20 protein-coding genes are annotated in these 26,137 nt (G+C 65.3%); 2 read left to right on the top strand and 18 right to left on the bottom strand.

Going from position 1 to position 26,137, the window contains the following annotated elements:
* Positions 1–23 precede the first annotated feature (23 nt).
* The 5 genes from BUB39_RS08340 to aceA form a co-directional block, all read right to left on the bottom strand.
* Positions 24–797, bottom strand: a complete 774-nt coding sequence (locus BUB39_RS08340) for a GNAT family N-acetyltransferase (protein ID WP_175561781.1) — start codon at positions 795–797, stop codon at positions 24–26.
* Positions 798–1,028: 231 nt separating this feature from the next.
* Positions 1,029–2,153 carry a DegT/DnrJ/EryC1/StrS family aminotransferase gene (locus BUB39_RS08335; RefSeq protein ID WP_073052444.1) on the bottom strand — a complete coding sequence of 375 codons (1,125 nt, stop codon included), beginning with the start codon at positions 2,151–2,153 and terminating at the stop codon, positions 1,029–1,031.
* A gap of 465 nt (positions 2,154–2,618) precedes the next feature.
* Complete coding sequence (locus BUB39_RS08330) at positions 2,619–5,138, bottom strand: rhamnan synthesis F family protein (RefSeq protein WP_175561779.1); 2,520 nt, start codon at positions 5,136–5,138, stop codon at positions 2,619–2,621.
* Between the two features lie 372 nt (positions 5,139–5,510).
* Complete coding sequence (locus tag BUB39_RS08325) at positions 5,511–5,702, bottom strand: DUF4170 domain-containing protein (protein WP_073052442.1); 192 nt, start codon at positions 5,700–5,702, stop codon at positions 5,511–5,513.
* 15 nt (positions 5,703–5,717) lie between these two features.
* Positions 5,718–7,007, bottom strand: a complete 1,290-nt coding sequence (gene aceA, locus BUB39_RS08320) for an isocitrate lyase (protein WP_073052881.1) — start codon at positions 7,005–7,007, stop codon at positions 5,718–5,720.
* A 161-nt stretch (positions 7,008–7,168) separates the two neighbouring features.
* Between aceA and BUB39_RS08315 the strand changes: the two genes are divergently transcribed.
* Entirely contained in the window at positions 7,169–8,605 is a 1,437-nt protein-coding gene (locus BUB39_RS08315) for a helix-turn-helix domain-containing protein (RefSeq protein WP_073052441.1), read from the top strand.
* Between the two features lie 9 nt (positions 8,606–8,614).
* On the opposite strand, the gene BUB39_RS08310 is transcribed toward BUB39_RS08315, so the two are convergent.
* Positions 8,615–9,895 (bottom strand): multidrug effflux MFS transporter, encoded by a 1,281-nt coding sequence (locus BUB39_RS08310; protein WP_073052440.1) that lies wholly within the window; start codon positions 9,893–9,895, stop codon positions 8,615–8,617.
* A gap of 350 nt (positions 9,896–10,245) precedes the next feature.
* Between BUB39_RS08310 and BUB39_RS08305 the strand changes: the two genes are divergently transcribed.
* On the top strand, positions 10,246–10,998 hold the full coding sequence (locus tag BUB39_RS08305) for a class I SAM-dependent methyltransferase (protein WP_073052439.1): 753 nt from the start codon (positions 10,246–10,248) through the stop codon (positions 10,996–10,998).
* Positions 10,999–11,004: 6 nt separating this feature from the next.
* Here BUB39_RS08305 and recN read toward each other — a convergent pair whose 3' ends face one another.
* The 12 genes from recN to murD all read right to left on the bottom strand — a co-directional run bounded on the left by recN (position 11,005) and on the right by murD (position 26,136).
* Positions 11,005–12,693 (bottom strand): DNA repair protein RecN, encoded by a 1,689-nt coding sequence (gene recN / locus BUB39_RS08300; RefSeq protein ID WP_073052438.1) that lies wholly within the window; start codon positions 12,691–12,693, stop codon positions 11,005–11,007.
* 22 nt (positions 12,694–12,715) lie between these two features.
* A complete protein-coding gene (locus BUB39_RS08295; RefSeq protein ID WP_073052437.1) occupies positions 12,716–13,594 on the bottom strand; it encodes an outer membrane protein assembly factor BamD in 879 nt (292 codons plus the stop codon).
* Positions 13,595–13,779: 185 nt separating this feature from the next.
* The gene (lpxC, locus tag BUB39_RS08290; protein WP_073052436.1) at positions 13,780–14,736 is read right to left on the bottom strand and encodes a UDP-3-O-acyl-N-acetylglucosamine deacetylase; all 957 of its coding nucleotides are present in this window, start codon (positions 14,734–14,736) and stop codon (positions 13,780–13,782) included.
* Between the two features lie 275 nt (positions 14,737–15,011).
* Entirely contained in the window at positions 15,012–16,745 is a 1,734-nt protein-coding gene (gene ftsZ / locus BUB39_RS08285) for a cell division protein FtsZ (protein ID WP_073052435.1), read from the bottom strand.
* Positions 16,746–16,842: 97 nt separating this feature from the next.
* On the bottom strand, positions 16,843–18,165 hold the full coding sequence (gene ftsA, locus BUB39_RS08280; RefSeq protein ID WP_073052434.1) for a cell division protein FtsA: 1,323 nt from the start codon (positions 18,163–18,165) through the stop codon (positions 16,843–16,845).
* Entirely contained in the window at positions 18,165–19,082 is a 918-nt protein-coding gene (locus BUB39_RS08275) for a cell division protein FtsQ/DivIB (RefSeq protein WP_084527007.1), read from the bottom strand. The genes ftsA and BUB39_RS08275 overlap by 1 nt, the downstream gene beginning before the upstream one ends.
* Positions 19,070–19,993, bottom strand: a complete 924-nt coding sequence (locus tag BUB39_RS08270; protein WP_073052433.1) for a D-alanine--D-alanine ligase — start codon at positions 19,991–19,993, stop codon at positions 19,070–19,072. Before BUB39_RS08270 ends, BUB39_RS08275 begins: the two co-directional genes overlap by 13 nt.
* Before the next feature lie 122 nt (positions 19,994–20,115).
* Entirely contained in the window at positions 20,116–21,060 is a 945-nt protein-coding gene (murB, locus tag BUB39_RS08265) for a UDP-N-acetylmuramate dehydrogenase (RefSeq protein WP_073052432.1), read from the bottom strand.
* Positions 21,060–22,466 carry a UDP-N-acetylmuramate--L-alanine ligase gene (gene murC, locus BUB39_RS08260; protein ID WP_073052431.1) on the bottom strand — a complete coding sequence of 469 codons (1,407 nt, stop codon included), beginning with the start codon at positions 22,464–22,466 and terminating at the stop codon, positions 21,060–21,062. The genes murB and murC overlap by 1 nt, the downstream gene beginning before the upstream one ends.
* Positions 22,463–23,569 carry an undecaprenyldiphospho-muramoylpentapeptide beta-N-acetylglucosaminyltransferase gene (murG, locus tag BUB39_RS08255; protein ID WP_073052430.1) on the bottom strand — a complete coding sequence of 369 codons (1,107 nt, stop codon included), beginning with the start codon at positions 23,567–23,569 and terminating at the stop codon, positions 22,463–22,465. The genes murC and murG overlap by 4 nt, the downstream gene beginning before the upstream one ends.
* Before the next feature lie 3 nt (positions 23,570–23,572).
* On the bottom strand, positions 23,573–24,736 hold the full coding sequence (gene ftsW / locus BUB39_RS08250) for a putative lipid II flippase FtsW (RefSeq protein ID WP_073052429.1): 1,164 nt from the start codon (positions 24,734–24,736) through the stop codon (positions 23,573–23,575).
* Positions 24,736–26,136: a UDP-N-acetylmuramoyl-L-alanine--D-glutamate ligase gene (murD, locus tag BUB39_RS08245; RefSeq protein WP_073052428.1), complete on the bottom strand. Its 1,401-nt coding sequence runs from the start codon at positions 26,134–26,136 to the stop codon at positions 24,736–24,738. The genes ftsW and murD overlap by 1 nt, the downstream gene beginning before the upstream one ends.
* Position 26,137 lies beyond the last annotated feature (1 nt).

Raw genomic sequence — 26,137 nt, 5'->3', positions numbered from 1 at the left:
AACGAGGGAACCCAACTGGGGTCCTAGTCAAACTCTCCCACTCGGTAAGCTGGAAAATAGGACGTGGCCGGCGTTCCCGACGCGCTGGCGAGAGCCGCATAACGCTCTCGATCCAGGATGCGGCCGCAGAAATAGGATTGGCGGATACCCGTCGACCAGCCCGCTTTGAACGAACTGAGATTCCCTTCCTGCGCCATCCCCGGTTCGCCGCCCCAATCTATCCATTGGGCCTTGTCCGCGAAATACTTGAGGTCGTGGTAGTAAAGAGCATAGGCAGCGCCAAGCTTGTAGGCCGCGGGGCTGGCAGCGGCGGCATGGGCATACACGACGCCATCCCCAACCAGTAGAAAATGCGCCGCGACAGGCGTTCCATTTTGCCGGGCGACTGACATGATGGCTCCCGGAAGGGCCAGCTGGCGCTCGAAAGCAAAGCGGGAGAACTTCCGAATGCCGCCAATATCGAACTTCTCGATCGCATGGTCGAACAGGCCGAGCCAAATATCGAGCATGACGCGAGGATCCGAATAGGCCTCCACCTCGACACCCTTCCGGAAGGCCTTGCCGACCTGACGAGCGTGATGGGACGAGACGATCCGATCGGTCGGAAAAGATAGGTCGGCAACATGGTGATGCTTGAAAGGCACGAGACGATCTGGGAAGGCCCGCTCGAGATCTGCCATCGCATACTGTCCCAAGGGATCGGGAACAGTCGCAAAACTAACAAGCCTGCCGCGCCACCCTTCGATGTCATCCGCGAGCGCCGACCAATCTTCGCAGGCGAGGATGGGATAGGTCATGCCGTCATGGAGATCGTGGCCTGCGATCGACCTGCGAAGGAACCAGCCGCCACTGCCGGGCAGCGCCGCCGCCTCGCCGAATTCGGAGAGACTGTCGACATACGCCTTCGAACGATATGCGGGCATCCGGGATGTCAATTCGTCATTTTCGGGTTCGGACGCTCCCGACGCTCGCAGAAGCCATTGCGACGTCGCTTGCCGTGCTGGTCTGAGCCAGGCCCGTCATCGGTCTCACGATAGCGAGGCCTCGGTGATCACGGCAATGACGCGGTCGATCTCGTGCTCTTCCAGCATCGGATAGATCGGCAGGCAGATCACTTGCGAGGCGATGCGCGTCGCTTCGGGCAGGTTGGATTGGGCCGCCGAAGGAAGCTCGTTGTACATGCCGAACGTGCTGATCAAAGGGTAGAAATAGCGGCGTGCGAACACCCCATTGGCCCGCAGACGCTGATAAAGCTCATCGCGCGTCAGTGGAAATTCCGGGCCGACCAGGATCGGGAAGTAGGAATGGTTGGGTCGCGCCGCATTGCCCGCCCCCGTCAGTTCGATGCCGGGTACCCCATTAAGGCGATCCCTGTAGTAGGCGTCGATTTCGCCACGTCGCGCGATCATCGCATCGATATCGCGCAGCTGCAGCAGGCCCAGCGCGGAACTGAACTCATTCATCTTGCCGTTGATGCCCGCCGCAACCACGGTGACATCGTCGACAAATCCGAAATTCTTGAGCTGATCGACCCTCCGCTTCATAGCGGCGTCGGGAGAGATGATGGCGCCGCCCTCGAACGTGTTGAACACCTTGGTGGCGTGGAAGCTGAGGACAGACAGATCGCCGTGAGCGAAGAGGTTGTCGTCCGACAAACGCACTCCGAAGGCATGAGCGGCGTCATAGATCACCTTCAGCCCATATTCGCGCGCAATGGACTCGATGGCGTCGACATCGCACGGCCGTCCGTAGCAGTGGACAGGCATGATCGCGGCGGTCGAAGGCGTGATGGCCGCCCGGATCCGTTCGGGGTCCAGATTCATCGTACGCGGATCAATGTCGACAAAGCGCGGCGTGAGGCGCTTCCAAAGCAGCGCATGTGCAGTCGCGACAAAGGAAAAGGGCGTCGTGATGACCTCGCCCTCGACCTCGAGCGCCTGCAACGCAGTAATCAGGCCGATCGTGCCATTGCTGAACAGCGAGACATGCTGGACGCCGAGATATTCGCCGAGCGCCGCCTCCAGACGCTCATGGAACGGGCCGCCATTGGTCAGGATTCCGCTGTCCCAAATCTCGCGGAGCAAGCCAACCATATCGTCGAAGGGCGGCAACGATGGACGCGTTACCGTAAGCAGCTTTGCGGCGGACGACATGCTAGCGGCGTCCCGCGGAGGAGAGCGCTGACAAGGGCGAATGGTCCTGCCATGCGGCGGACAATGATTCGGCGGGGCCCGAAGCTCCAGATAAGGCTTTCCGACTCGAACAGGTTATCCGACCCCGTCTATACGACACCACTGTGCAAATCCTCCCCTGTCCCAGGTCCGCGCAATCTCCAACATCATCCCTCGGGATGCTGGCGGTCAGCTCAGTTGTCACAAGTGACCGGACGGACCAAGTCACTTAGGCGGCATCGTCCCCACGTCGCCCGCCGCGGGCGCAAAACACATCACCTCTGTTCCAGAGGCCATCCCAAACCATCGACAGGGATATAGCCAACCGTTCTGATCTCGTCTCGCGAGCCTTCTGACCTGCTGGCCATCGGCACGATATCCCGTCTCGCCCAGCCAGGGACAAGGCGAGTCCCGGCTCTGCCGCCATCCTGCCCCGGTTGCTGTTCCCTACCTCGTGACGCCGGTCACATGCGTGACTGCGACATTCAGTCCGCGACGCTCGGCGACAATGCCGAACAGCCTCTCGATCGCGTGCAGGAGAGTGCCATCACGAGGCGCAGGCTCAAGCGGGTAATCGCTCCAGTTAAGTCCGAGCCTGACGAAAGGTTCAATGGCTTCGGCACGCGTCCAGAACATTGATCCGACCGGAAAGTCGAAATGTCGCGGGATGATGTCTAGTCCAAGCCTCGCAGCAAGACTGTGCGCATCGGCTTCATTGGCAGACCATGCAAGAATATTGGGATCGGACGGGAAAACCAAGCCGAGCCGCGGGTCACGAGCGAAGGCAGTGATGACACGGTCCATCATCGCGCCGCCCTGATCGCCGCCGAGCATATTCTCGTACAGGAAGTTCACCCAGCGTTCGATCATGGCGCGGTCGGCGATTGATACGCTCTTCTTGGTGTGGACATGGCCTATGAGCTCGTAGTCGCGCACGAGGGCCGGACCGAACGCGGTTAATAAAGGGCCGAGATCCCGGCCGCGATTAGCGGTGACCCGCGCCTCGGCGATCCGGCCGCCATGCGCCTGCAATCGCTCGACCGCCTGATCGAGGCTCGCTTGGTCGGCCGCGCTGACGAAGAGGTCGGGCCGGCTGGCGTTGACCGCGAGGCGTCCGGCGATAGTCGCGACGACATCGGGATAATAGGCATGGATGTGCAACGCCGTCCTGATGGCAGGCGAGGCACTGTCATCGGTGGCCGGATCGGATTCGCGAATGACCCGCCGCGACCAGGGACCTGCGGGACAGTCTCGGCGCAGGAACTCGGCATAAGCATCTCGCGGCCGTGCAGTCTCGGCCGCGATGGCCTCCGCGAAGACGAGCGGATTGAACCCGGGTTCCGGCCGGCGCGGCTCTGGCTGGCGCTTGTTCTCTGTCAGGTAGTAGTGGGCGGCCTCGCTCGGCGACGCGGAGCGCTTCCATTCGGGAAGCATGAAAGCGGGATCGAATTGCCCGGAGGCCGCGATCACGGCGAGATCGCTCTCCAGACCCTCGGCAGCCGCCCGTGCCGAGAGCGCCAGGTCCTCGATCTGAAGCGCGTATGCCCTGGCGTCAAACCTCTTGGCGGCATAGTCCCTGGTTCGATCGGCGACCTCGCGATAGCGCTCGGGACTGCGCATGAGGTCGAGCAACCTCGATGCCGCCTGCTCGGTATCGAGATAGTCGGCGACGCAGGCCGGTCCGAGACCCGCCTCCTTCAAAAGATCCGCGATCCCGGTCGTCTTTTCGAAGCAGATGACCGGCAGGCCCTCGGACATCGCGTCGATCGCCACATTGGGCAGCGGATCGAGCCGGCTGGTCAAAAGGAGCACGCGCGACAGCGCATAGGCATGATCGATTTCCGAGGTTTCGGGCACCATCGTCATGCGATCAGACAGGCCCGCGCGGGTGATCTGATCCTCGATATAGACGGAGTAGCCGGCGTCACGCTCAGGATCGTATTTTGGGCCGATCCAGACAAAGCGGGCGGAACGCCCCTCTGGGGTGGAAAGAACGCGCCGCGCGACGTTGATGAAGAGGTCGACGCCCTTGCGCATCTGCACATAGCCGGCCCCGAGCACGAGAAACTCGCCGGCGTCGGGACCGTTCGGCTGCAGCACGGCATCAAGGCGCGCGCGCTCCTTCTGGCGCGAAGCTTCGGATTCCCCGCGCCCCGGCAGTTCGCACCGCCCCTGGGGCAGCACATGGAAACGCTCGGTCCGCACGAAGGAGGTCTGTTCCAGCGCATTCTCGATCGTGAGTTCGGTCGAGAACACGATCTGGTCCGCCTCCCGAAACGCTTCGGCGAAAGCCGTCTTCGGCAGAATGTTCGAAGCGAACTCATGAAAGAGGCCAACCGTCGGAATCCCGCGCTCCCGCAAGGCGCGGAGCATATGCCGGGACTCGATGCAGTTCACGACCGCGAAGAGCGGCTGGGCTGCCGCGCCGATCTCATCCAACATGGGGCCGTATTGATCGGCGCTGTCGAACGGCTGGGCGGCGATACGAACCTCCGTGCAAGTCTCCTGGAAATCGACAAGGACCTCGCCGGCGCGCAGGCTGACCACAACGACATTGTAGCGCTCGGCAAAGGTCCTCGCGAGATTGAGGGCGAGGATCGGCGCACCCGAGCGGCTGGCCTCATGGCTCACGATGACGACGACGGGCCGATCGTCCCGATAAGGCACGAGTCCTGGCAGGACGAAACCCGGTTCGACAAGGTCGGGCAGCGCCGCGATCGCCGGCTCGATTTCGGGCAGATATCGTTTCGGATCGCGCCTGGCGGCGCTACGCCGAAAGCGTGATTTCATCCGCGCTGGAAGGGGCGATCCGCTGGAAGACAGCGCCTTCAGCGCTTTGAAGGCCAGATAGACGCCAAGGTTCCGAAAAGGCCGCTTTCGAGCCCGCAGCAGTTCGTGCGTCCGCTCGTTGAACTGCTCGGTGAGTTCGCGTTCCCTCGCCTGCCGCGCATTGACGGCCTCAGCCATGGCGGCCAAGTCCCGCCTTGTCTTTGCGAGGTCTGCCTTCGCCGCGTCGATCTCGCCGGAAAGCAATTCGACCCGCTGCAAATCCTTTTGGTCCACGGGAGCCGGCGCCGGCGCTACTCCGCTCTCGCGATCGCGACCGCCCAATACATCCGATCGGCGGTCCTGTGTTCCTGTCATGACTACAACTCGTCGGTGGCCTGCCTTCCGGGCCGCCGACCATTGCGACAACTGCCAGGCGAGTCAATCAAAGTGGTATTCCTCTAGACGACCAAAGTGCGGGCGTCACAAGCATCGGCGCTGTTCCCCCGCCCGGTGGCAACAGCGCCTGCAACCTCCCGCTCGGCGCGCGAGCGGAAGGCCGTGCCGGTACCGCTAGCGCTCCGCCGCGATGGTGAAGCGGACGCAGCATTGACTGCGGTTGTCCTCGGAGAGCCGGCGCCAGGCGTCCTCTGCCTTGCGCCGTTCGCCGAAGGGACCGACGACACGCTCGCTGCCCTCGATCAGCGTGTCGAATGCCGTCGAGACATATTCGCCGCCGACGATCCAGAAACGTGATGGTTGCATGATCTCATCTCCCTCTCATTCAGCGGCTGTCAGGAACTGTTCGGCCTCGGTCGATTCCGCCATGGCGGTGGTCGAGGAAAGGCCGCCGGTGATCGCGAGCGACACTTGGTCGAAATAGCCGGTGCCGACCTCGCGCTGGTGGCGCGTCGCGGTGTAGCCATCCGCCTCGGAGGCGAATTCGGCCTGTTGCAACGCGCTGTAGGCGCCCATGCCGCGATCGCGATAGCCCGATGCGAGCGTGAACATCGAATGGTTCAGCGCGTGGAACCCGGCGAGCGTCACGAACTGGAACTTGTAGCCCATGGCGCCGAGTTCGCGCTGGAACGTCGCGATCGTCTCGGCGTCAAGCTTCTGTCGCCAGTTGAACGAGGGCGAGCAGTTATAGGCGAGCATCTTGCCGGGATAGCGCGCGTGAATTGCCTCGGCAAAGGCGCGCGCGTCACCGAGATCCGGATGCGAGGTTTCCCACCACAGGAGATCGGCATAGGGCGCGAAGGCGAGGCCGCGCGCGATGCAATGATCGAGCCCGGTGCCCTCCTTGAGCCGATGGAAGCCCTCCGGCGTCCGCGCACCTTCCTCGATGAAGGGTCGGTCGCGCGGATCGATGTCGGAGGTGATCAGCCGCGCCGATTCCGCATCCGTGCGAGCGACAACGAGCGTCGCAACCCCCATCACGTCTGCGGCGAGCCGGGCGGCGATCAGGTTGCGCTCGTGCTGCGCCGTCGGGATGAGCACCTTGCCGCCGAGATGGCCGCACTTCTTTTCCGAGGCGAGCTGGTCCTCGAAGTGAACCGCCGCTGCACCGGCCTCGATATAGGCCTTCATAATCTCGAAAGCGTTGAGCGGCCCGCCGAACCCCGCCTCGGCGTCGGCGACGATCGGCACGAACCAGTCGCGCGATGCCGCGCCCTCCCCGCGCTCGATCTGGTCGGCCCGCTGCAGCGTCTTGTTGATGCGGCGGCAGAGCTCCGGACCGGCATTGGCCGGATACAGGCTCTGGTCGGGATACATCGCGCCCGCCGTATTGGCGTCGGCAGCGACCTGCCAGCCTGAAAGATAGATCGCCTGCAGCCCGGCCTTGACCATCTGCATCGCCTGGTTGCCGGTAACAGCGCCAAGGGCGTGGACATACGGCGTCTCAGTGAGCTGCCGCCAGAGCCGGGCCGCGCCGCGCTCCGCCAGCGTATGGCTGATGGCCACGGAGCCGGCGAGCCTTGCCACGTCGGCCGCGCCATAGGGGCGGCGGATGCCGTCGAAACGGCCCTTGGGCCGGCTGGCGAGGAAGGCTTCGAAATCCCGTGACATGATCGGCTCCATTGACAGGTCGTGGCATCGTCTGCGATTGCTTCTGCAACGACGACGACAACAGCAATGTGCCGATCAAAATCCTGAAAGACAAAGGCTTTCTGGATCAATCGGGTTGCGGTGTCACCCTGTGACGGTCAGACATGTAAAGCTGTAAAATAATGACAAATGACACAGGACGGAAATTGTTCATCGGCGGCAAACTGCGCCGCCTCCGCCGCGATCTCGGGCTCAGCCAGACCCGGCTGGCGGAGGACCTTGGCATATCGCCAAGCTATGCCAACCTGATGGAGCGCAACCAGCGCCCTGTTTCGGCGCAGGTGCTGATCCGCCTCGCCGAGGTCTACTACCTCGATATCGGCGCCCTCGCAGCCTCGGAGGATGATCGGAGCCTCACCGAGCTCCAGGCGGCGATGAGCGATCCGCTGTTTCGCGATCTCGCCGTGCCGCAGCAGGAATTGCGCGATCTCGTCGAGACCTGCCCGTCGGTCGCCGATGCGATCCGCCGGCTCTACCAGGCCTATCAGCAGACGCAGCGCGATCCTGATGCCACCGCAGGCGCCGAGAGCCGCCCCTTCGATCCGGTCGAGGCGGTGCGCAATGCCATTGAAGCGGCCCGGAACTATTTTCCGGCGCTCGACGAGACCGCCGAGGCCCTTGCGACTGAGCTTGCCGAAGCCGGGCCCGATCTCCTCGGCGCGCTCGCTGCGCGCCTGCAGGCCCGTCATAGCGTTCGCCTGCGCATCCTTCCGGCCGATGTGATGGCCGGCGCCTTGCGCCGTTTCGACCGCCACCGCCGGCAATTGCAGCTTTCGGAGATGGTGTCGCCATCAGGCCGGGTCTTCCAGGCGGCGTTCCAGCTGGCGACCATCGAACATGCCGCGCTGATCGATGCGCTTGTCGACGAAACGGCGCTGACCGACGCGACGGCGCGGCGCATGTTCCGCATCTTCCTCGCCAACTCCTTCGCCGGCGCGGTGATGATGCCCTATGGCCGCTTTTTTGCTGCCGCCGAGGCCTGCCGCTATGACGTCACGGTATTGGCGCAGCGCTTCAATGCCAGCCTCGAGCAGGTGTGCCACCGCCTGACGACGTTGCAGCGCGCGGGTGCGCGCGGCGTGCCGTTCTTCATGATCCGCGTCGACGATGCCGGCAATGTCTCGAAGCGCCATGCCTCGGGCCGCTTCCATCTCTCGCGCTATGGCGGCACCTGCCCGCTCTGGAACCTGCATGAGACATTCCGCAGCCCCGGCGCCATCCTGACACAGCGACTGGAGATGCCCGACGGCACCGCCTTCTTTTCGATTGCCGCCTCGGTCAGCGGCGCGCGGCAGCCCTTCCCGGCGCGCGAGGCCCGCTTCGCGATCGGGCTTGTCTGCGAGATGAAATATGCGGGACGGATCGTCTATGCCGATGGCGAGGGCGGCGCGGCAGCGCGCATCGGCACCAATTGCCGGCTCTGCGAGCGGACCGATTGCGCGCAGCGGGCCGAGCCACCGGCCGCACGGCCGATCCTCATCGACGAGAATCTGCGCGGCGTGGTGCCGTTTCAGTTCGATCCCGGCCGCGGCAGGACGCAGCGGCCGGGGAATGCGTGACGGCCTTGGTCAGTGACCAAAGGCCTCGGCGGAGGGCAGCGGATCGGCATGGTGCGGCTGGAACAGCTTGCCGCGCTCCGTGACGACGACCGTCACGAAAGCGCAGATGCCGGCGGCGAGGAAGCCGATCGCCAGCGGCAGCACCGAACCATCGAAGCTCTGGCTGATCGCAAGGCCGACCAGCGTTCCGAGGATGGTCGTGTAAAAACCGATCAGCGAGGAGGCCGTGCCGGCAATGTCGCCGAGCGGCTCCATCGCCATGGTGTTGAAGTTCGGCATCGTCAGGCTGAACAGGAACTGGCAGCCGGCGAGCGTGACCGCAAACACCATCAGCGGCGGCTTGCCGCCATAGATGAGCGCGACGGCGACCATCGCGGCCGAGAACAGCACATAGCCGCAGATGCCGAAATGCGACAGCCGGCGCATGCCGAGCCGACGCACGAGCCGCGCATTGATGAAGGACGCAATGCCCATCACCGCTGCAAGGGAGCCGAACACGACCGGGAAGATCGGCCCGAGGCCGTAGACCTCGGTCTCGAAGATCTGCTGCGTCGAGCCAAGATACCCCATCAGCGCGCCGAACATCAGGCCCATGGCCGTGGCATAGCCGACCGTCGTCCGCTGCGACAGGCAGCGCCGCGCGCCATCGGTGATCCGCTTCACGGAAAACGGCATGCGATATTCGGGATGCAGCGTCTCGGGCATGCGGCGGCCGAACCAGAGGGCCAGCAGCACGGCCAGTACCAACATCGATACGAAGATCGTGTGCCATGTGCCGAATAGCAGGAACAGGCTGCCGATCGAAGGCGCGAAGATCGGCACGATGATGAAGACCATCATGGTGAGCGACATCACGCGCGCCATCTCGCGGCCCTGGAAACGATCCCGCACGATGGCGACCGAGAGGATGCGCGTCGCCGCGGCGCCCATGCCCTGGATCATCCGCGCGGCAAGCAGCATCTCGAAGCTGGTGGAGAACAGCGCGATGAAGCTGCCGATCGCGAAGATGACGAGACCGATCATCAATGTCGGCCGTCGCCCGATGATGTCGGAGATCGGCCCATAGAAGAGCTGCATGATCGCGAAGCCGATCATATAGACGGTCAGGATGAGCTGCACCTCGTTGGTCGAGGCGAGGCCGTAGTCGGCCCGGATCGGGTCGAAGGCCGGCAGCAAATTATCGATCGACATCGAGCCGAGCGCCATCATGAAGGCGATGATCAGCACGAATTCGAAGAAAGACGGCTCGGACACCGCGCGGGACGCGGGCACCGTTGATATGGCGGACATTGCAATTCTCTAAGGTATGAACGTGCGGGCGGGAGGTCCGGCACGAAGAACAGCGCGCGGCGGCAAACAACAACGAACGACCGGAGCGCGGGCTGCGGGATCACTCATAATCCGGGTTTTGTGGCGTTGCGGTGACCGCCGTCACATTTCCCGATCAAATAATGTTCCCTTATGAAAAAATACGTCGATCCCGGATAGGGGTCAACGTGCGGTACGGCCAATCACGCCGATCGGGATCGTCAAGACTGCGGCAAATCTGCGCAAGCGCGACTGGAGCCGCGCCGCTGACACGTTGAGGACCGCATCGGGCCCTATGAGAGCCGGCCGATGGCACAGCGGGGGAAGGCAAGATGGGACGATTTGCGTCGACTGCGGAGACCTACAGGCGCTTCCGCGAGCCTTATCCGGCGGGCTTCTTCGCGTTGATCGCGGAACGGCTGGCGCTGGACGGCCATGAGGCCCTGATCGATCTCGGCACCGGCCCAGGCGTGCTCGCGCTCGGCTTTCATCCCTATGTCGGGTCGATCCTCGGCGTCGATCCTGAGCCGAACATGCTCGCCGCAGCGCGCGAAGACGCGGCGGCGGCGGCTATCGAGCTGCCGCTGATTGCCGGACGGACCGAAGATCTCGCCGCCGACATCGGCCGCTTCGATCTCATCACCATCGGCCGTGCCTTGCACTGGATGGACAAAGCGACGACCGCGCCGGTGCTGGACCGGATCCTCGCCGCGAACGGCGTGATCCTGATCTGCGGCGCATCGCCGGTGAAGGACGAGCGCAACCCGTGGCACCAGGCATTCGAGGCAGTCAATCTCGCTTATTCATCGCGCAAGACCACCGGATGGGACGCTGTCTATGCCAGCTGGTTCGACGGCACGCCCTTTGTAGAGACGGAGGCGATCGAGCATGTATTCACGTCGCCGATCTCGCCCGAGGACCTGTTCGAGCGGCTACTGACCCGCTCCTCGACGTCACCGGCGGTGCTCGGCGATCGGCTAGACGCCTGCCGCGCCGACCTGATGGCCGCGCTGGAGCCTTATTTCCCGGATGGAGCGCGCATGGAGACGGTGAAGGCCCGAGCCAATGTCTATCGCCGCCGCTGACGTCGCTCAGGCGGCCCCGCCGATCAGCTGCGCCGCAGCGGCACGCGCTTCATTGGTAATGACGCTGCCGGCGAGCATGCGGGCGATTTCCTCCTGCCGCTCGTCGCCCTTCAGCGGCGTGACACCGGTCGCGACCCGCTCCTCGCCAGCTGGCTGACCACCCGAAACGACAACCGTCTTGGCGATCAGCAGGTGGCTGTAGGCCCGCGCGGCAACCTGCGGCGCATGCGTCACCGAAAGCACCTGCACCCGCTCGGCGAGCCGCGCCAGGCGGCGCCCGATCGCCTCGGCGACAGCGCCGCCGACGCCGGTGTCGATCTCGTCGAAGACGAGCGTCGGTGCCGAGCCGCGATCGGCGAGCGCCACCTTGATGGCAAGCAGAAAACGGGACAGCTCGCCACCGGACGCGACCTTCATCAACGGGCCCGGCCGCGTGCCGGGATTGGTGCGAACGACGAAGGAGACGGCATCGATGCCGCTTTCCGAACGCTCCTCGCCGTCGCTTTCGATGGCGACGATGAAGGCGGCGCGCTCGAGCTTCAGCGCCGGCAATTCCTCGGCGACGCGCAGTTCCAGCGCATCGGCGGCGGCGCGCCTGCGGGCTGAAAGCGCGGCGGCGCGGATATCGAAACCATGCCGCGCCTGCTCGGCGGCGGTTTCGAGCGCCGCAAGCCGCTCCTCGCCCGAATCGAGCGCAGCGAGGTCGGCCTCCATGCGAGTGCGCAGCCCCGCGAGCCCCTCGACCGGCACATCGTGCTTGCGGGCGGCAGCGCGCAGCGCGAACAGTCGCTCCTCGGTGCGCTCCAATTCCTTCGGATCGAAATTGCTGGCACGGATTGAGGCGTCGAGAAGGCCCTCGGCATCCTCCAGCGCATCGATGGCCTGGTCGATCGCCTCGACGACGCCGTCGAGCAGCCCGCCGGCCTGATCGCGCTTGCGCTCCAGCCGCCGCGCGAGGCTCGCCAGCGTCGGCACGGGCGAGGCATGGCCTGCAATCGTTTCATGCGCGTCGCTGAGATCGGTCGCGATCTTCTCGATCTGCATCATGCGGTGACGCGTGGCCGCAAGTTCCGTCTCCTCGCCGGCCTGGGGCGCGAGGCGCTGCAATTCGTCGACGGCGGCGCGGAGATAATCGCCCTCGCTGCGCGCGGAGGCGATCCGCCGCCGCAGCAGCGCCACCTCGCTCTCGGCAGCGCGCCAGCCGCGCCAAGCGGCAGCAACCTCTCCAGCTTCCGCCTCAAGCCCGCCAAACGCATCGATGAGCTGCCGGTGGACGGCCGGATCGATCAGCGCACGGTCGTCATGCTGCCCATGAATCTCGACCAGGCGCGCGCCGACATCGTGCAGCAGCGCGACGCTGACCGGTTGGTCGTTGACATAGGCGCGCGTGCGGCCATCGGCCGTCTGGACGCGGCGGAGGATCAGATCGCCGTCATGGTCGATGGCGTTGTCGGTCAGAAACTGCCGCGCCGGATGATCGGCCGGCAGGTCGAACACCGCGCTCACCTGTCCCTGCGCGGCGCCGTGGCGAACCAGCGCACCATCGCCCCGCCCGCCGAGCGCAAGCGCCAACGCATCGAGCAGGATCGACTTGCCCGCGCCGGTCTCGCCAGTCAGCACCGTCATGCCCGGGGCAAAATCGATCTCGAGCCTGTCGATCAGGACAATGTCGCGGATGGACAGCGCGGCGAGCATCGGCAGGCTAGACCCTTCCTCCTCAGGTCTTGCCGAGGCCGGTTACCGTCTGGAACGCCTTGCTGATCCAGGAGCTCCTGTTCTCCGAAGGAGACACGCCGCCCGTCTGCAACAGGCTGTAAGCATCCTTGTACCAGGGCGAATCCGGGAAGTTGTGGCCAAGCACGGCCGCAGCCGTCTGCGCCTCGCCGACAATGCCCATCGCGTAATAGGCCGAGGTCAGGCGATAGAGCGCCTCTTCGACCTGGCGCGTATTGCCGTACTGTATCACCACCGACTTGAAGCGGTTGATGGCGGCGGGATATTCGCGGCGCTCCAGGTAATAGCGACCGATCTGCATTTCCTTGCCGGCGAGCTGGTCGCGGGCAACGATGATCGCCTTCTGCGCGTCGTCGACATATTCGGAATTCGGATAGCGATCGACGACTTCCTGCATCGCGGCGATGGCGCGCTGCGTCGATTCCTGGTCGCGCGTCACGTCCGGGATCTGCTTGAAGTAGGACTGACCGATCATGTACTGCGCGTAAGCTGCGTCCGGGCTCGCCGGATAAAGCGCGACATAGCGCTTGGCGGCCTCGATCGTGTCGTCATACTTGCCCTGCCGATAATAGGTGAAGGCCTGCATGATCAAGGCCTTGCGCGCCCATTCGGTATAAGGCTGCTGCTTGTCGACCTCGCCGAAGCGCGTTGCGGCAGCGCGAAGCTTGCCTTCCGACATCAGCTTGAGGCCCTGATTGTAGAGCTCGCCGGCCGGGATGTCCGGCTGGTCGGAGTCGTCTTCCTTGCCGAGGCAGCCGGCCAGCGCCACCAGCGAGCAGAGCAGGACGACACGAATGGCGATCGTCCCCTTCCGCCCCAGCTTCGCAGCGGCGGAAGGAAGGGTCGCATCGATATTTGTCATGCAGGAATACGAGCCAGCGGAACCGGCCTCGCCTCTATCGACGGGTCAAAGCACTGCCGCTTCTCTAGCCGAAACGACATCAGTATGTCACCAGCCGTGCCAGCGCATTGGCGCATTTTCAAGGCAGGGGGATCATCCGGCGAGCCCGCAGCTTGGCCACGCAACCGCGCGGACCGCAGGGCGCGTCAGGACTTTTCGGGACCGAGCGCTGCGGCCGCGAGGCGGACGGGAACTTCCGCGCGAACCGGCTCGCGGCGCGGCGCAGCCGTGCCATCGACGAAGGACCAGGCCGACGAATCAGCCAGCAGCGCTTCGACGATGCGGGCGTTGAGCCGATGGCCGCCGCGATAGGAGCGATAGGCACCGATGATCGGCGCACCGGCAAGCGCCAGGTCGCCGACCGCATCGAGCGCCTTGTGGCGCACGAACTCGTCCGCGAAGCGCAGCCCTTCAGGGTTGAGCACGCGGTCATCGCCAAGCACGACCGTGTTGTCGAGCGAGGAGCCGAGCGCGAGGCCGCGCGACCAGTAGGTCTGCACGTCGCGCAGGAAACCGAAGGTCCGGGCACGCGCGAGATCGCGGCGGAACGTCGCCGGGGTCAGGTCGGTAACGAAAGCCTGGCGGCCGATCAGGGGCGAATCGAAGTCGATGTCGATCTCGAAGCGACGGCCATCGAAAGGCAGAAGCTCGGCAAAGGCCGGGCCCTGATCGAGGCGGATCGGCTTCAGGACCTTGATGAAGCGGCGGCGGGCGGCAAGCTGAACGATCTCGGTCTGGTCGAGCAGCGCGACGAAAGCGCTGGCGCTGCCATCCATCATCGGCACCTCGGCGCCATCGATCTCGACCGCCACATTATCGACGCCAAGACCGTTGAAGGTCGCAAGCAGATGTTCGATCGTGGCGATCGAAAGCCCCATTTGGGCGATCGTCGTGCAGGAATCGGTGGCCGAGAGATTGTCGATCGAGGCGCGGATCGTCACCGCCTCGGAAGCATCGCCGTCGGTGCGCTGGAATGTGATGCCGCTGTCGGCGGGCGCAGGGTTGAGCGCCATCGAGACCGGCTGGCCGCTATGCACACCGATACCCGATACGACGACGCGATCACGCAACGTCGTCTGCGGTGTGCTCATACGCTTTGCCATCGATTGAACCCCTGGGGACCGCCAGTTACGCGGCGTCCCTGTCACGCTTCAGCTACCTGGCCGCTCGCTCGCGAATGAAGCCGGCTTGTCTTTCCGGCGGGAATCGCGCTGCAGAGCAGCAATTCGTAGGCTGAAGATACGGCTCGCCCCCTTCCACCACAAATCACGGTTTCTAACCGTATGTTACGCGACTTTGGGCCGGGGAGAGCCTTGCCGCGCCTGCGAAAAGGCCCGGCGGTAAACCGCCGGGCCGAGGGTCGAAATGCTGCAGTCGCTCAGTTCGCTTGCCGGCGCAGGAAAGCCGGGATCTCGAGCTGGTCATCCTCATGACGCTGCTCACGCGGCATCACACGGCCATGCGGATCGAGTTCCGCCTGCTGGCGCTGGCGATAACCGTCCTGAGCGGGCGCGGCCTGGCGGGGCGCCTGCTGGGGACGTGGCGCCGGGGGAGCCGGAGCCTGCTGGCGCGGAGCCTGCTGAGGCGCCCGGGCCGGGGCCTGCTGGACCGACGCAGTCCGCTGCGGCTGCGGCGGCTGGGCTTCCTCCTCGCGACGGCCGAGATGGGCCAGCCGGCGGAGCAGACCCATCGGGCCGCGATCCTCTTCCTGCGGCTCCTCATTGCGAGCAGCATGCATCTCGCGCTGGGCGACGACCGGGAAGTCCTCGACCCGCGGCATGCGGCTTGAGGCCGGAGCCTCGGCCGCCGGCGGGATGAAGGTCTGCTGCGGATGGTGGTCATGCGCATCGGCCGGAGCCGGGACCATGTCGAACTCGTGGTCGAGTTCGGCCTCGTCATAGGACACCGACGCCTGCGGCTGCTGCAGCGGGGCGATGGTGACGCCCGGATCGCGGGCGACCGGCTGGGCCGGGGCATAGGACTGCGCCGGCTGACGGACGATCTGCTGCGGAGCGGGTGCGCGCAGTTCGGTGTTCACCTGCGGCGTACGGCCAGCCGGCGGCTGAACGGCGGCCTGAGCGGCAGCCTTCATGCGCTGGTTGAGCTCGGCCATGCGCACTTCGGTCGGCGTGACGTCCTCGCGGACTTCGCTGTCGATGCCGGTGGCGACGACCGAGACGCGGATGACTCCTTCGAGGCTTTCCTCGAAGGTGGCGCCGAGGATGATGTTGGCGTCCGGATCCACTTCCTCGCGGATGCGGGTGGCGGCTTCGTCAACTTCGAACAGCGTCAGGTCCTTGCCGCCGGTGATCGAGATCAGCAGACCGCGCGCACCGTGCATCGACGTCTCGTCGAGCAGCGGATTGGCGATCGCAGCCTCGGCCGCGAGGATGGCGCGGCGCTCGCCGGAGGCTTCGCCCGTACCCATCATCGCCTTGCCCATCTCGCGCATCACCGAACGGACGTCGGCGAAGTCGAGATTGATCAGGCCTTCTTTGACCATCAGGTCGGTGATGCAGGCGACGCCCGAATACAGGACCTGGTCGGCCATGGCGAAGGCGTCCGCGAAGGTCGTCTTCTCATTGGCGATACGGAACAGGTTCTGGTTCGGAATGACGATCAGCGTGTCGACGCATTCCTGCAGCTCGCGGATGCCGGCCTCGGCAACGCGCATGCGGCGGGCACCTTCGAACTGGAACGGCTTCGTCACGACGCCGACCGTCAGGATCCCGTGCGAACGGGCCGTGCGGGCGATGACGGGCGCAGCGCCGGTGCCGGTGCCGCCGCCCATTCCCGCGGTGACGAACACCATGTGCGAGCCGGCGAGATGATCGTTGATCTCGTCCAGCACTTCCTCGGCGGCCGCGCGGCCGATTTCGGGCATCGAGCCGGCACCGAGACCCTCGGTAACCGCCGTACCCATCTGGATGAGCCGCTCGGCGCGCGCCGACATGAGCGCCTGGCTGTCGGTGTTGGCGCAGACAAACTCCACGCCCTCCAGCCCGGAACGGATCATGTTGTTGACGGCGTTGCCACCTGCGCCACCAACGCCGAAGACCGTGATCTTGGGCTTAAGCTCAGTAATGTCCGGCATCTTCAGGTTGATCGTCATGGAGACCTCGTCGTCTTGACCCCTGAGCCGGTGGCGTAGACCGGCCTGGCTTCGTTCAATTGAGGCGCCTCGCCCTGTGCGCCCCGCCTTTCGGCAATCAGAAACTTTCCCGGAACCAGTGACCGACCCGGGAGAGATAACCGCCCGTCCCGGTCATTGGCATGCGATGGCCGCGCATCGCCGAGACCTGCTCGATCTGGGCGACTTGCGGGTAGATCAAAAGGCCGACAGCCGCAGAGAACGCGGGCCCCCTGGCCGCTTCGGGCAGACCCGTCACGCCGAGGGGACGGCCGAGCCGGACATTGCGCGCTAGAATGCGCCGCGCCGCCTCGTTGATGCCCGCAAGCTGGCTGCCGCCGCCGGTGAGCACGATCCGGCGTCCGACCATGGTCTGGAAGCCGGAACGGTTGAGCCGGTCGCGGACCAGCTCCAGCACCTCTTCGATGCGGGCGCGGATGATTCGCGTCAGCGCGGCCCGCGGAATCTGGTTCGGAACATCGCGGTCGTCGTCGCTGATCGGCAGAACCGAAAGCATGTCGCGCTCGTCCGAGACCGACGGCAGCGCGCTGCCATGCATGGTCTTCAGCCGCTCGGCATCCTCGATCCGGGTCGAAAGACCGCGCGCGATGTCGGTGGTGACGTGCTGGCCGCCGATGGCGATCGCATCGGCGTGGACGAACTGGCCGTCCATGAACACCGAGATCGTGGTGGTGCCGCCGCCGAGATCGACACAGGCGACGCCGAGTTCCGTCTCGTCGTCGACAAGCGCCGAAAGGCCGCTCGCATAGGGAGTCGCGACCATCGCCTCGACCTGGAGATGGCAGCGCGAGATGCAGAGCTCGAGATTGCGCAGCGGCGCGGATTCGCCGGTGACGATGTGCATGTCGACACCGAGGCGCTCGCCGAGCATGCCGCGCGGATCGCGGATGCCGCCATTGCCGTCGATGGCATAGCCGATCGGCAGCGAATGGATCGGCGCGCGCTCCGGCGTGACGGTGTGCTCGCGGCCGGCGGCCAGGACCCGCTTGATGTCGTTCTCGACCACTTCATGGCCGGCGAGCGTGACACTCGCCGAATAGACTTCGCTCGAAAGACGGCCGCAGGAGACGTTCACGATCAGCGATTCGACGGTGACGCCGGCCATGCGCTCGGCGGCGTCGACCGCGAGACGGATCGCCTGCTCGGCCTTGTCGAGGTCGACAACGACGCCCGACTTGATGCCGCGCGAACGCTGGTGACCGATGCCAAGCACCTCGACCGCATGGGTACGGCCGGGCAGCACGTCGCCAAGCTCGCGAGGCTTAAGCTTCGCGATCAGGCAGCAGACCTTGGACGAGCCGACATCGAGAATCGAGACGATGGTCGCCTTCTTGGGCGACAGCGGCTTCAAGCGGCTTTCGGAGGTGACGAACAGGGCCATCAGGTGCTCGCCCCTTTGCGCTTCGCAAGCTTCGCCTGCTCCTTGAGTTCGGCTTCGCGCTTCGTGGCGGCTTCGGGCGTCAGGCGTACGAACATCCGGTCGCCGAGGCGCAGGTCGACGCTGACGATATCGCGGCCGAGCAGGTTGTTGCTCTGGTCGAAGCCGGCAATGCGCGCGAGCGCGGCCTTCGGATCATCCTGCGGCAGCATCAGCGTCACGCCGTTGTCGAGCACGAAATTCCAGCGCCGCTGCCCGATGAGGACGGCGGCCTTGAGCCGGGCGCGGATGGCCGGAACCGTATCGGCCAGCGCCAGCGCCTCGGGGGCACGCGTCTCGGCACCGGCGCCGACGACGCGGACGAGGCTGCGATGCGCATCGCTGGCATCGCCGATGACACGGCCGGTCTCGTCGAGAACGGAAAGCTGCTGGTCGTGCTGCCACAGCACATAAGGCTGGCGCTCGTCGATCGTGATCTTCAGCGTCGAGGGATAGACCTTGCGCAGCGAGGCGGTCTGCACCCAGGGCAGGCTCTCGATGCGCTCACGCGCCGAGGCAACATCGATCGCGGGCAGCGAGGCGTCTGGCGGAAGCTGCAGCTTCTGCAGCACCGCGACCTCGGAGGTCTCCATCTGGCCGGTGATCTTCACTGATTCGACGACCAGTCCGCTGGCGTTCGACAACGAGGTGACGAGTTCATCGGTGCGGCCAGCCGACATGACGCCGGCAATGCCCGTCGCGATGAACAGGAGCGCCGTGAGTTCAAGCCCGATATGCGGCGGCAGGCGGCGCTCGTAACGCGCCAGTGACTTCATCCGCCGATGCAGCCAGGACGGCATCCGCAGAGCTGACGGCGCGGCGGCGTCGACCGACCCGCGCGCTCCCTGCTCTTCCGCCTCGCCCCCGCCTACCTGCCACACGACGCGTCCTCCACCATCCAGCTCACCAGTTCCGGAAAACTCATTCCGGCATGCCTTGCCATATCCGGGACCAGCGACGTCGCCGTCATGCCCGGCTGGGTGTTCACTTCAAGGCAAACCAGCCGCCCCGTGCCGTCAGGTCGATCGTCGTATCGGAAGTCCGCCCGGCTGATGCCGCGACACCCGAGAGCCCGATGAGCCCGCACCGACAGATTCCGTATACTTTGGTAAACATCTGGTAAAAGCGGCGCAGGAATTACGTGTCGTGCACCGTTGTCGGAATATTTGGCGTCGTAGTCGTACCAGCCACCATCGGCCGTCACGAGCTCAATGATATCAAGGGCTTCGTCGCCCATGACGCCGCAAGTGAGCTCGCGCCCGCCGATAAAACGCTCCACCATGACCGTGTCGCCGAAAGCCCAATCCTCAGCAAAGAGTTGCTGAGGCGGGTGAAGAGCGCCCTCGCGAACGATCAGGACGCCGAAACTCGACCCCTCCGCCACGGGCTTCACGACATAAGGCGGCGTCATCGGATGCGCCTTGGCGACCTCAAGCCGGTGCATGAGGACGGATTCGGCGATCGGTATGCCGGCGGCTGCCATGACGTCCTTGGCGCGCGCCTTGTTCATGGCCAGCGCCGAGGCGAGCACGCCGGAATGGGTGTAGGGGATCTTGAGAATCTCGAGGACGCCCTGGATGCAGCCATCCTCGCCGAATGGACCGTGCAGCGCGTTGAAAGCGACGTCAGGCTTCAGGCGCGCCAGCACCTCGGCCACATCGCGCTGGACGTCGACCCGCGTGACCCGGTAGCCGGCAACCTCGAGCGCATCGGCGCAACCCTTGCCGGAATTGAGCGAAACCGGTCTTTCGCTCGACCATCCGCCCATCAGGACGGCGACGTGCTTCGCCAAGACAGTTAACCCCTTTCGAATCGATCGGGGCACTATGTCAGGGAAGAGGTAATCGATCGTTAACCAGCTGCCGCCGCGCACTGAGTCAAAACGACTCAGGGCCACCTGGCCGGCGAAGGACGCTAAGCGCCGAGAAACGGCTCCACGGCCCCACCGGCGCCCGGCAATCCGAGGCGCTTGATTTCCCAGTCGAGACGGACGCCGCTCGCTGCAAGCACGCGGGCGCGAACCGTCTCGCCCAACAATTCGAGATCATGAGCCGTGGCGTCGCCGGTGTTGATCAGGAAGTTGCAATGCATCTCGGAAACCTGCGCGCCGCCGATTTTGAGGCCACGGCAGCCGGCACCATCGACGAGCTTCCAGGCCGAGTGGCCGGGCGGGTTCTTGAAGGTCGAGCCGCCCGTCTTTTCACGGATCGGTTGAGCGCGTTCGCGATGTGCCTCGACCTCGGCCATCGCGGCCTCGATGACGCCGCGGTTGGCCGGCTCGCCCTGATAGATCGCCTCGGTGAAGATGAGGTCTTCGGCAGCGTCGGTATGGCGGTAGGTGAAGCCCATATCGGCGTTGCTGAGCACATGGCGGGTGCCGCTGCGGTCGAGAGCGGTGACCTCGACCAGCCGCTCGCGCGTCTCGCCGCCATTGGCGCCGGCATTCATGCGGAGCGCGCCACCGATGGCGCCGGGAATGCCGTGATAGAAAGCGAAGCCGGCGAGGCCCTCGTCCAGCGCGAATGCCGCGACGCGCTTGTCGGGCAGAGCGGTCCCAACCCGGATGCGGTCGCCGGAAAGCCGCTCCATGCCCCCGAAACCTTTGGCCGAGAGACGAATCACGACACCCGGAATACCGCCATCACGGACAAGCAGGTTCGAGCCGACGCCGATGACCAGCACCGGCACCTCGGCCGGCAACTGTTGCAGGAACAACTGAAGGTCGGCCTCATCCGCCGGCTGGAACAGCATCTGCGCGAGCCCACCCACGCGGAACCACGTGACGGTATCGAGCCTGAAATTGGGCGTGACACGGCCACGGATGCCCGCGAGGTCGAGATCAAGGACCGGGAAGCTCATCAGCCGAGCTTTTCGAGTTCGCCGGGCAGTGCATAGGCCCAGTTGGTGATCGAGCCGGCGCCGAGACAGACGACATAGTCTCCGGGCTTGGCGATCCCGCCGATCATTGCCGCGAGCTGTTCGGGCCCCTCGAGCGGCCGCGCATCGCGATGTCCGCGCACGCGGAGCCCGTCGACGAGATGATCGCGATCGATCCCCTCGATCGGCGCCTCGCCGGCCGCGTAGACAGGTGCGACGATGACCGTGTCGGCATCGTTGAAGCACGTGCAGAAGCCGTCAAAGAGATCATGCAGCCGCGAATAGCGGTGCGGCTGGACCACGGCGATGACGTGCGCCTGATGCGCCGCCGCGCGCGCCGCCTTGAGCACGGCGGCGATCTCGACGGGATGGTGGCCGTAGTCGTCGAAAATTTCGACGCCCTTCCAGCTTCCGGTATGGGTGAAGCGGCGCTTGACGCCCGAGAAGCTGGCGAGCCCCTTACGGATCGCCTCGTCGGAGATGCCGAGCTGATGCGCGATGGCGACGGCACCGGTGGCATTCTGAACATTGTGCTCGCCAGGCATCGGCATCACGAGACCCGGGATCTCGGTCATCGCGCCGCTGGCGCGGTCGCGAATCTCCACGGTGAAGCGCGAGGTCGAGCCTTCGGTGCGCAGGTCGCGATAACGGATGTCGGCCTGCGGATTGGCGCCATAGGTGATGATGCGCCGGTCCTCGATCCGCCCGATCAGCTTCTGCACCTCGGGATGATCGAGGCACATCACTGCAAAACCGTAGAACGGAATGTTCTCGATGAACTGCTTGAACGCCTCGCGCACCTTCTCGAACGAGCCGTAATGATCGAGATGCTCGGGATCGATATTGGTAACGAGCGCCACATCGGCTGGCAGCTTGACGAAGGTGCCGTCGCTCTCGTCGGCCTCGACCACCACCCAGTCGCTGGCGCCAATGCGGGCATTGGTGCCATAGGCGTTGATGATGCCGCCATTGATCACGGTCGGATCGAAGCCGCCGGCATCGAGCAGTGCCGCCACCATGGACGTGGTCGTCGTCTTGCCATGCGTCCCGGCGATCGCGATGGCGCTCTTGAGGCGCATCAGCTCGGCCAGCATCTCGGCCCGGCGCACCACCGGCAACAGCCGCTCGCGCGCCGCCTTCAGCTCCGGATTGCTAGCCTTGATCGCCGAGGAAACAACGACGACGCGCGCATCGCCGAGATTGGCCGCGTCATGGCCGATCGTGATCGTGACGCCCTTCGCCTTGAGGCGCTGGACATTGGCATTCTCGGCGGAATCCGAGCCCTGCACACGATAGCCGAGATTGACCAGCACCTCGGCGATGCCGCTCATGCCGATGCCGCCGATGCCGACGAAATGAACGGGACCGATGTCCCGGGGCATTTTCATGAAGACATTCCTTTTGTCCTGGCGACCTCCTCGACGAGATCGGCGAGGCGCATGGCCGCATCCGGCCGGCCAACCGAACGCGCCGCGGCCGCCGCGGCCACGAGGTGATCCGGTGCGGCGAGGAAACCGCTGAAATCCTGTGCGAGCCTTTCGGCGGTCAATTGCGCCTGCGGCACGACCCAGCCGCCGCCGGCCTTTGCCAGCACGGCGGCGTTGACGCTCTGGTCCTGGTCGATCGCATGCGGCAGCGGCACCATGATGCCCGGCCGGCCGATGACGGAAAGCTCGCTGACGGTCGACGCGCCGGACCGGCAAAGCACAAGGTGGCTGGCGGCAATCCGCGCCGGCAGGTCGCGAAAGAAGGGCGCCAGTTCGGCCGCGACGCCGAGCGCCGCATAGGCAGCCCGCACGCGCTCGATATCCTCGGGGCGGCATTGCTGCACGATGGCGAGGCGGGCGCGATCGGCGGGGTCGAGCTTCGCCAGCGCCTCAGGCATGACGTCGGAGAAGAAGCGCGCCCCTTGGCTGCCTCCGAACACGACAAGACGCAGCGGCGCACCGCCCTTCGGCGGATCAAACGGAATCCTGCTCGCTTCGATGACGGCTTCGCGCACCGGATTGCCCGTCTGCACGACCCGCGTCCTGAGCCCTTCGGCATAGCCGACCTCGGCAAAGGACGTCGCAAGCACGCTGACGCGCGGTGCCAACAGCCGGTTGGCCCGGCCGAGCACGGCATTGGCGTCGTGGACGATGGTCGGAATCCGAAGATGCGCGGCGGCCAGCAGCGGCGGCACGGTCGGATAGCCACCGAAGCCGATCGCGGCGGCCGGTCTGACGCGGCGAAGCATGCTCTTCGACTGGCGATAGCCGCCATAGAGGCTCCAGAGCGCCCGCGCGATCGTGACGGGCGACTTCACCGAGGGTGTCGCCGAGCGGATGATATGCGTCTCGGCGGCCGGAAAGTTCTGGCCATAGGTCTCAGCACGATGATCGGTCGCGAGATGGATGGTCCAGCCGCGCGCGATCAGCACATGCGCCAGCGCCTCGGCTGGGAAAAGATGGCCGCCGGTACCGCCGGCCGAAAGGAGGATCGTCCCGGCCACGGCTCAGGCCGCCCCGGCCTTGGCGGGATTGCCATAGCGCCCGAACCCGGCGGTAAGGCGGATCGGCTCGAACCGGCGGCGCGTCAGAGCAAGCACGAGGCCCATCTGGAAGGCCAGCGCCAGCATCGAGGAACCGCCATAGGAGATGAAGGGCAGCGTCATGCCCTTGGCCGGCACCAGATTGAGATTGACCGACATGTTGATGACCGACTGCACGCCGAACATGACGATGAGGCCGGCCGAACCAAGGCGGATGAACGGGTCTTCGTTCTTCAGGCTGTGGCTGAGCCCGCGCACGACGATGAAGGCAAAGACGAGCACAAGCCCGATGCAGAGCAGGATGCCGTATTCCTCGGCCGCGACGGCGAAGATGAAGTCGGTATGGCTGTCCGGCAGGATGCGCTTGACGACACCCTCGCCCGGGCCGCGCCCGAACCAGCCGCCGCCGAGGATCGACTGCATCGCCGTATCGACCTGGAACGTGTCGCCGGTGCCGGGATCGAGGAAGCGGTTGATGCGGCCGGCGAAGTGCGGGAAGACCGTATAGGCCGCCAGAACACCGCCGGCGCCGAGACCGGCGAGCGCGGCGATCCAGTACCAGGAAAGACCGGCCATGAAGAACACCGCCGACCAGGCGATGACCACCAGCATGGTCTGGCCGAGATCGGGCTGGGCGACCAGCAGGGCCACCACGATGGTGAGCAGCAAGATGGCGAAGATATTGCCGGGGATGTCGCTGCGGCGCGAATTCTCGGTGAACAGCCAGGCCGAGAGAATGACGAAGGCCGGCTTCATGAACTCGGACGGCTGCAGCGAAAACCCGACGATGTTGATCCAGCGCCGCGCGCCCTTGACCTCCTGGCCGATGAAGAGCGTCACGAACATCAGCACGATCGCGATCGCGAACACGATCAATGCCGCGCGACGCGCCTTCTGCGGCGACAACATCGACGTCGCGAGCATGATGGCGACGGTCGGGATCAGGAACAGGACGTGGCGCGTCGTGAAGTGGAAGCTGTCGAGGCCGATGCGCTCGGCGACCGGGGGGCTGCCGGCAAGCGACAGCACGACGCCCATGATCATCAGCGCGAGCATCGAGAACAGCAGGTACTTGTCGACCGTCCACCACCACTCGGCGAAGATGCCGCGATCGGCCCTGCTGACCATCACCTGACCTCCTCAATGGCGTCCGCCCCGGCGCGGGCGAGGACGAGTTCGCGGAAATGATCGCCGCGCTTTTCGAAATTGCGATACTGGTCGAACGAGGCGCAGGCCGGCGACAGCAGCACGACCGGCTCGGCCTCCGTGTCGCGCGCGGCATCGTCCGCCGCCAGCGCGACCGCGCGGTCCATCGTGCCGGCGATGACGGTGGGCACCTTGCCCTCGAGCGTCGCGGCAAAGGCCTCCGAGGCAGCGCCGATCAGATAGGCCTTGGCGATCTTGCCGAAATAGGGCGCGAGGCTGTCGATGCCGCCGGTCTTCGCCTTGCCGCCGAGGATCCAGAAGATCCGGTCGAAGCTCGCGAGCGCCTTTTCGGCAGCGTCGGCATTGGTGGCCTTGGAATCGTTGACGAACAGCACCCGGCCGATCCGCGTCACCTCTTCCATCCGGTGCGCAAGGCCCGGGAAGCTCGAAAGGCCTTCCTGGATCACGTCATCGGAGACGCCGAGCACGCTGGCCGCCGCAACGGCCGCGGCTGCGTTCTGCGCATTGTGCGCACCGCGCAGCGAACCGATGCCGGCAAGATCGGCAACCTCGCGCGCCGACGCATCCTCCGCCTTGAGGATATCCGTCCTGTCGACATAGAAGCCATCGACGACTGGACGGCGCACGGAAATGCGCTCCAGCGGTTTGCCACGCCGATCGATTTCCGCCGCGATCGAGGCACTCCAGTCGTCATCGACGCCGACCACCGCCGTTTCGGCGCCGTCGACCAGACGTGCCTTGATTGCGGCATAGCGCTCCATGCTGCCATGCCGGTCGAGATGATCCTCGGTGACGTTGAGCAGGATGCCGACCGTTGGATCGATGGTCGGGGCGAGGTCGATCTGGAACGACGAACACTCGACGACATAGACGCGATCGCTGGTGATCGGCTCAAGCGAGAGGATCGCTGTGCCGATATTGCCACCAAGCTGGACATCGCGCCCGGCGGTGACGAAGAGATGCGCGATCAGCGCCGTCGTCGTCGACTTACCATTGGTACCGGTGATGGCGATCAGCGTCGCATCGGGCGCGACGGCCCGGCGCTCGCGGCAGAAAAGCTCGATATCGCCGATGATCTCGACGCCGGCGGCCTTGGCCTTCGTCACGATCCAGTGCGGCTCGGGATGGGTCAGCGGCACGCCAGGCGCCAGAACCAGCGCGGCGAACTCGGAAAGATCGGCGCTGCGCAGATCGAGGGTGGTGACGCCCGACGCCGCCGCATTGGCGACGGAATCCGCATTATCGTCGAAAGCCGCGACCAGCGCGCCTCCGGCCGCCAGCGCCTTCGCCGTCACGAGCCCGCTGCCGCCAAGCCCGAAGACGGCGACCTTTCGTCCCGCAAAAACGGTGACCGGGATCATC

It is taken from the genome of Kaistia soli DSM 19436, assembly GCF_900129325.1.
Lineage (GTDB): Bacteria > Pseudomonadota > Alphaproteobacteria > Rhizobiales > Kaistiaceae > Kaistia > Kaistia soli.
This window is presented reverse-complemented; position numbering and strand designations above follow the sequence as displayed.